The sequence below is a fragment of the Komagataeibacter europaeus LMG 18890 genome (assembly GCF_000285295.1).
GTDB classification, from domain to species: Bacteria; Pseudomonadota; Alphaproteobacteria; order Acetobacterales; family Acetobacteraceae; genus Komagataeibacter; species Komagataeibacter europaeus.
The window spans coordinates 1-7061 of the sequence record NZ_CADP01000127.1 but is presented as its reverse complement, the minus strand read 5'-3'; the positions used below and the strand labels follow the sequence as shown (position 1 = coordinate 7061).

The following is a 7061-nucleotide window of genomic DNA, read 5'->3' as shown; positions in this document are numbered from 1 at the left end:
TCTTGACTGGCACAAAACGCATGGTTGGACGGCTCATCGCCTCACAGAGGGCCTCGGCATCTGCCGCATCATTCTTGCTGCGCCTGACGTAAGGTTTGACAAGCTGTGGCGCCATCAGCCTCACTTCGTGGCCGAGCGCGCCAAGGGTTCTGGCCCAGTGATGGGAAGCCCCACAAGCTTCAATGCCAATCACTGTCGGCGGCAGTTTCTCGAAAAACCGGATCATCTGATGTCGGCTCAGTTTCCGGCTTAGCGCAACCCGCTCTTCGGCATCCACGCCGTGGAGCTGAAACACTTTTTTCGAGGTATCCATGCCGATACGGACCAACTGACGCATGATGGTTTCCTTCACTGACATTCAACTCCTCAGCATCCTCTCAGGACCACAGGGAGCCGTCCACACCATCAGTCGTCCAATTTCAGCCGAGATCACCCGGATCACGGGGATCACCAATGCCATGGTGGCCGGCCAAAAGATTGACATTGCAGAGGTTGCTGCGTTTGTCAGTTCAGCCGCTCTGGTGATCGCTCACAATGCCGGGTTCGACCGTCGCTTTGCGGAGCGGTTGAGCGACGTATTCACCACCAAGCCATGGGCGTGTTCGATGTCCGAAATCGATTGGGCAGCTGAAGGTTTTGAGGGCACAAAGCTGCACTACCTAGCTGCTGGCGCAGGCTTTTTTTATGACCGACACCGGGCGGAGCATGATTGCCGTGCCGTAATCGAGTTGCTCGCATCAGTCCTACCGGTATCGAACAGAACTGCACTGGCAAGCCTGCTCGACCGGGCGCGTCAGTCTACGTGGCGGATCTGGGCAGAGAATTCACCTTACGATCTGAAGGAAGTGCTGAAAGCGCGCGGATACCGCTGGAATGGTGATGGCAATCCAAATCCGCGTGCTTGGTACATCGATGTCGACGATGCACGCCGCGAAGCGGAGATCAGCTTCCTTCGTAAAGAAATATATCTGCGCGACGTCGACCTGCTCGTGCACCGGATGGGTGCCTATAACCGCTTCTCGGACAGGCAGAATTAACAGGCTCTGGTTTAAACGGGGGTAAGTCGTTCGTGCATATTTCAAGGTTGCAATTGGTCAATTATCGGAATTTCCAGCGTGCGAATGTCGTCTTCCACAAAGGCATCAACACGATCATCGGCGAAAACGGGTCGGGCAAAACCAACCTGTTCCGGGCGCTGCGCCTTCTGCTTGACGATACGTTGCTACGCTCGGCATATCGGCTTGACGAGAAGGACTTCCACCGGGGCCTTGGCGACTGGCGTGGTCACTGGGTGATCATCAGTCTCGAGTTCGATGAGGTGTCCCAAGACGAGGCGATCCAGTCCCTCTTCCTGCATGGGACCGGCAACATCGCCGACGGCGAGATCGGCAAGGCGACCTACAATCTTATATTTCGGCCAAAGGCAGCAGTCCGGCGGATCATGGCCGACCTTGCCGTCGGTGATGTCAGCGGCCTCGCCGAGGCACGTTCGAAGATTACTATCGCGGACTATGAAACGATCTTCACCGGCAAGAGCATCGCGGATTTCTGCAACCCCGACACCTATAGGCAGTTGGTCGGCGACTTCGATGCGGTAGACTTCCCCCAGGAACTAACGAACCCCGCTATTGGGGGCATCATCCCGGGCATGCTTTCGATCTCGCGCGAAGTGTGTTTCACCTTCGTGCAGGCACTGCGTGATGTGGTCGCCGATTTCCAAAATAACCGTACCAATCCACTGCTTACCTTGCTCAAAGGCCGGAGTGGCGAGATTGATCCGCAGAGCTTCGAGCCGATCAGCGCACTTGTCAAAGGACTCAACGACGCGATTGAGAGCCTGCCCGATGTCGGCATCATTCGCACCGATATCCGTGATACCATCACCGATGCTGCAGGTGGGACCTACTCACCACGATCGCTTTCGATCCGTTCCGACCTGTCCGACGAGGCCGATCGCCTGTTCCAGTCGCTCAAACTGTTCGTCGGCGAGAGCGAGGAGCAATATGAGGGAGCGATCCACGAACTGAGCCTGGGCGGCGCTAACCTTATCTATCTGACGCTCAAGCTGCTCGAGTTTAAATATCAGAAACAGAAGGAGGCCTTCGCCAACTTTCTTGTGATCGAGGAGCCTGAAGCGCACATCCACACTCATATCCAGAAGACGCTATTCGACCGGCTAAACTATGACGATACGCAGGTCATCTATTCGACCCATTCAACTCACATTTCCGAGGTGAGTAACGTCGAAAACATCAACATCCTCGGCAGACAGGGTGGACGATGCGAGGTCTTTCAGCCGTCTGCAGGTCTCGACTCCGGCCAGATCGGCAACATCCAGCGCTACCTTGATGCGGTCCGCAGTAACCTGCTTTTCGCCAAGAGCGTAATGCTGGTCGAGGGCGACGCCGAGGAGATCCTGATCCCGATCCTTGTGAAGAAGGTCTTCGGACTCAGTCTGGACGAACTGGGGATCAGCTTGATCAACATCCGCAGCACCGGTTTCGAAAATGTGGCAGTACTCTTCCATGACGATCGCATCAGGAAGCGCTGCGCAATCATCACGGACCTTGACCGCGCGTTTATCGACACGGCTGAGGATGTTCTCGACAATAAGGACGAGATCGCCACGAAGAAGAAGGCGTTGGCGTCACAGCGCGCAGGACTTCGGCGCGAGGCGGCGCTCAAGCAGATGTGCAACGGCAATCGCTGGCTGACGGCGCATTTTGCTGATCACACCTTTGAGGTCGATTTCGTCTCCACCGGCAACGCGAGCACAATCGTTTCGGTTCTGGGCGATGTCTACAAAGACGCAGGCACCATAGCGACGTCGAAGGCGGAGTTGGAATCCGGCGATATCGCTCTCTTCGGCACGCGCGTGCTGACGATGGCACGTAACGCCGGCAAGGGTTGGTTCGCACTCATCCTCGGGCGTATGATCACGCCAGAGACCGTTATCCCGGATTATATCCTCGACGCGATTTTTGAAGTGCATACCCCGGTTTCGAGCCAGACATGGGCGAGTGTGCTAGACTACCGGCTCTCGGTGCTCGCTGCGTCTCATCTTCACGCGCCGACGGACATAGCAGCGATGCGTGCACATATCGGTCGCTACCGTCGCGACGAGATCGACTTTGCCGAAATCCGGGCCGAGATGCTCCAGGCATTCCCGGCCGACGGTATCAACGCGATTCTGGCGAGCTTCTGAAATGTTCGTCTGGGACAGAAAGGATCTGAACAACGCCCAAGTTGCGGCCATCGAGCATCCCGGCAGCGTTTTTCTCGTCGCATGCCCGGGAAGCGGGAAAACGAGGACACTCACCTACAAGATCGCCCGCCTGCTATCGCAGCTCAAATCGGACAAGAAGCGCGTGGTCGCGATTACTTACACGCACCGGGCTGCGGATGAAATCCACGAGCGCATTGAGCAACTCGGCGTTGACACGGGCCAGTTGTGGATCGGCACTATCCATTCCTTCTGTCTAGAGTGGATACTCAAACCCTATGGGATATATCATCCGGCGCTCAAGCATGGGTTTCGCGTAATCAACACCCATGACACTGAACGTATACTTGAGGATCTGTGCAGCGCGGTACAGGGCATCAAGCTCACCAGCTTCGACTGTGGTTATTATTTCAAGCCGAGCGGCTATGTCCTGACCAGCATCAAGTCGGATAAGCATGAGGCGATCAATGGAGTCTTGAGGGCCTATTGGCGGACGCTTCGCGTCCATCGACAAGTCGATTTCGAACTGATCCTTTTCTATGCATACCAGCTTATCGATAAGAACCCCTCAGTCAGCGTGCTGCTCGGGTCGATCTTCGAATGCGTGCTCGTCGATGAATTTCAGGACACGCGGGAGATCCAATATGCGATCCTCGCGTCGATCCTGAAGGCGTCGAAAGGCCAAGCGTCCGCCTTCGTCGTTGGAGACCCAAATCAGGCAATCTACGGTTCGCTTGGCGGCTACGCGATCACGGCGGCGGATTTCGGGCGGCAGTGTGGGATAGCGTTCAAGGAAATGAACCTATCAGACAATTACCGGTCGTCATCCCGCATCGTAAGCTATTTCTGCAACTATAACGTGTTGCCCGTGAAGATCGAGGCGGTCGGCAAGGACAAGAATTATGCGAGTGTCGTGTCGTTTGACCAGAAGACCCGCCGCGATGCGCTGGAAGATGAACTTGTAAGGCTCATCAAATTCAATGTTGAAACGCTCGGTATCGCTCCGCACGAGGTCTGCATCGTCGCACCTTGGTGGGTCCATCTCGCGAGCATGACGCGCCGACTAGTGGCAGCTCTTCCGGCCTATTCGTTCGACGGGCCAGGCATGGTGCCTTTCGCGTGCGACGTCGATAATTTCTGGTACAAGCTTGCCCGAATCATCCTGACAGAGGCATCCCCCCAACTCTATGTGCGTCGGATGCGGTGGGCTGGCGAAGTGATTGCCGGTCTCAGCGAAGCAGGCATCGAGATTCCGGGCTTGGACCGCAAGGCGCTGTTGCGCAACTGCAATGCCATCACCATCCCTGAGACCGATGGCCTGGTCTTCCTCCGGGCGTTCTTCGACCAGTTATGCGCCGTTCTCGGCATAGACCGCCGTGCTTGTGCCTTGCTCAAGGAGCATTACGACGCCTTTTTCGAAAGCTCGCAGAAGCGCATCGATCGGCTCGTTAAGGAGGGCTCCGAGGCTATCGCGGAACTGGCAATGTTTAGGAAGGTCTTCGCGGGCCGCACAGGTATCACCGTATCGACGATCCACGGGGTCAAGGGCGCTGAGTATGATGCGGTGATCGCCTATGGATTGCTGGAAGGCATGGTCCCACATTTCAGCGATCCAGATCCGGTCGAGACAGCAAAGAAGCTTATATACGTGGTATCGTCGCGGGCCAGAAAGAACCTGCATCTGATCTCCGAGCGTGGTCGAACCCGAGGTTGGAGCGGAGACTATCAACCGACCGAAGTCCTCACCGGATGTGCATTCCGGTACGACCAGCTTTTCATCTAAAGTAGAGCTTTGCCCGCGCGATTAAGGGTTACAAGGATGCACTTTCACGAAGTGCTCCATAGTCAGGGCTTTATTGGACAGCCCACAGGTTTACCGTTTTAAAACCGTCAACGAGAGAAACGTGTTAGCGGCGGGTTTTGATCGGGTCTGTCGTTCAATTCTGGATAGCCAATTACAGGAACTGGTCGACACCTGTTACAAGCGTAAACACTCGAATGGCTGCTTTCGGTCGCACCTTTTCGATAAACGACTTTCTGTTCCCCCCAAAGCCCCCTGTCGGCTCAACAGCAATAGAGCAGGCAGGCGGCAATCGCCCTCATGTCGGTCGTTTGGACCACCAGGTTGTTTGCCAAATAGCGGACATCAGCGCTTCAAAGCCTCGTTGCAGAGATTGTCTGGATCTCACTAATTGTACCTCTTGAATGATCCCAAGACACAGACGGGCAACCCATGGACGTTGCGATGAAAATTTCAGCGATACGGAATTGTGATCGGATCATATGACAAGCACGCCCTTATATCCTCGTCATACTGCCCTATAGTATGACAAGGATACTCAAGGGTAGTATATTCGGGAGTAAGCGTTCGTGCCGCACACACCAGCTGAGAAAAAGCGCGTTCTGACCCGCGTGCGCCGTATTCGCGGGCAACTTGATGCGCTGGAACAGGCTTTGGAGAAGGGAACTGATTGCGGTCCGGTGCTGCAACAGGTGGCGGCTATCCGGGGAGCGATCAACGGATTAATGGCCGGTGTTCTCGAAAGCCACCTGCGGGAAGAATTTGTTGAGTGTGCCGGTGATCGTGATGCTGCCAGTGGTTCGATCGAGAATGTGGTGTCACTCGTTCGATCCTATCTCCGGTAATGCCCTCGATGCTGGCTGATAGGTTATTTGGAGAAAAAATCATGAAATCACGGGCCGCAGTTGCTTTCGAGGCGGGTAAGCCCCTTGAGATTGTCGAGATCGATGTAGCGCCTCCTCGTGCTGGTGAGGTGCTCGTGCAGATCACGCATACGGGTGTGTGCCACACTGATGCGTTTACCCTGTCAGGGGATGATCCCGAGGGACTGTTCCCAGCCGTTTTGGGTCACGAAGGCGCGGGAATTGTCATCGAGGTCGGAGAAGGGGTCACCAGCGTTGCCCCCGGCGACCATGTCATTCCGCTTTACACGGCGGAATGCGGTGAATGTCTGTTCTGTAAGTCGGGAAAAACCAATCTCTGCATTTCAGTGCGCGCCACACAGGGTAAAGGTGTGATGCCGGATGGCACGACACGCTTCTCCTACAAAGGTCAGCCGATCCATCATTACATGGGGTGTTCGACGTTCAGCGAATACACGGTTGTCGCCGAGGTTTCTCTGGCAAAAATCAATCCCGCATCCAATCCAGGGCATGTCTGTCTGTTGGGATGTGGCGTCACCACAGGGATTGGTGCGGTACACAACACGGCCAAGGTGCAGCCGGGAGATACGGTTGCCGTCTTCGGTTTGGGCGGGATCGGTCTGGCGGTCATTCAGGGAGCGCGACAGGCAAAGGCTGGCCGGATTTTCGCTATTGATACCAACCCGGAAAAGTTTGAACTTGCCAAAGCATTCGGCGCCACGGAGTTCCTTAATCCTAAGGATTATGACAAACCGATTCAGCAGGTTCTTGTGGAAATGACCGGCTGGGGTATTGATCACACCTTTGAATGTATCGGAAACGTCAACGTCATGCGCGCGGCGTTAGAAGCCGCGCATCGTGGGTGTGGGCAGTCGATCGTCATCGGGGTGGCAGGGGCCGGTCAGGAAATTTCGACCAGTCCCTTCCAGCTTGTGACGGGGCGTTCGTGGCGCGGCTCGGCTTTCGGTGGGGTCAAGGGACGCAGCCAGCTTCCCGGCATGGTCGAAGATGCCATGCGTGGCGATATCGAACTTGCGCCTTTCGTAACCCACACCATGCCGCTCGAAGACATCAATACGGCCTTCGATCTGATGCATGAAGGAAAATCCATCCGTTCCGTCATTCATTTCTAAGAGCCTGAATCAGAAAGCGGTTTGATTGATTTTTCGCAGAA

6 protein-coding genes are annotated in these 7061 nt (G+C 55.5%); 5 read left to right on the top strand and 1 reads right to left on the bottom strand.

The window, feature by feature from the left end:
* On the bottom strand, positions 1 to 337 hold a 337-nt coding region (locus GEU01_RS18535; protein ID WP_019087258.1), incomplete at its 3' end, for an IS110 family transposase.
* Here GEU01_RS18535 and GEU01_RS23300 point away from each other — a divergent pair.
* From GEU01_RS23300 to GEU01_RS18515, 5 genes are all read left to right on the top strand, one after another.
* Positions 336 to 1037: a 3'-5' exonuclease gene (locus tag GEU01_RS23300; protein ID WP_019087257.1), complete on the top strand. Its 702-nt coding sequence runs from the start codon at positions 336 to 338 to the stop codon at positions 1035 to 1037. The two genes, GEU01_RS18535 and GEU01_RS23300, sit on opposite strands and share 2 nt — an antisense overlap.
* A 32-nt stretch (positions 1038 to 1069) precedes the next feature.
* On the top strand, positions 1070 to 3205 hold the full coding sequence (locus tag GEU01_RS18525; protein ID WP_019087256.1) for an ATP-dependent nuclease: 2136 nt from the start codon (positions 1070 to 1072) through the stop codon (positions 3203 to 3205).
* A gap of 1 nt (position 3206) precedes the next feature.
* On the top strand, positions 3207 to 5006 hold the full coding sequence (locus tag GEU01_RS18520) for a UvrD-helicase domain-containing protein (RefSeq protein ID WP_019087255.1): 1800 nt from the start codon (positions 3207 to 3209) through the stop codon (positions 5004 to 5006).
* Between the two features lie 587 nt (positions 5007 to 5593).
* Positions 5594 to 5869 carry a formaldehyde-responsive transcriptional repressor FrmR gene (gene frmR / locus GEU01_RS24925; RefSeq protein ID WP_025829448.1) on the top strand — a complete coding sequence of 92 codons (276 nt, stop codon included), beginning with the start codon at positions 5594 to 5596 and terminating at the stop codon, positions 5867 to 5869.
* Between the two features lie 41 nt (positions 5870 to 5910).
* Positions 5911 to 7020, top strand: coding sequence for an S-(hydroxymethyl)glutathione dehydrogenase/class III alcohol dehydrogenase (locus tag GEU01_RS18515; RefSeq protein WP_026018868.1), 1110 nt, complete (start codon positions 5911 to 5913; stop codon positions 7018 to 7020).
* Positions 7021 to 7061 lie beyond the last annotated feature (41 nt).

Coding starts and splice junctions, on each gene's coding strand:
- GEU01_RS23300 (WP_019087257.1), top strand. CDS start 336: ATGATGGTTTCCTTCACTGACATTCAACTCCTCAGCATCCTCTCAGGA.
- GEU01_RS18520 (WP_019087255.1), top strand. CDS start 3,207: ATGTTCGTCTGGGACAGAAAGGATCTGAACAACGCCCAAGTTGCGGCC.
- GEU01_RS18515 (WP_026018868.1), top strand. CDS start 5,911: ATGAAATCACGGGCCGCAGTTGCTTTCGAGGCGGGTAAGCCCCTTGAG.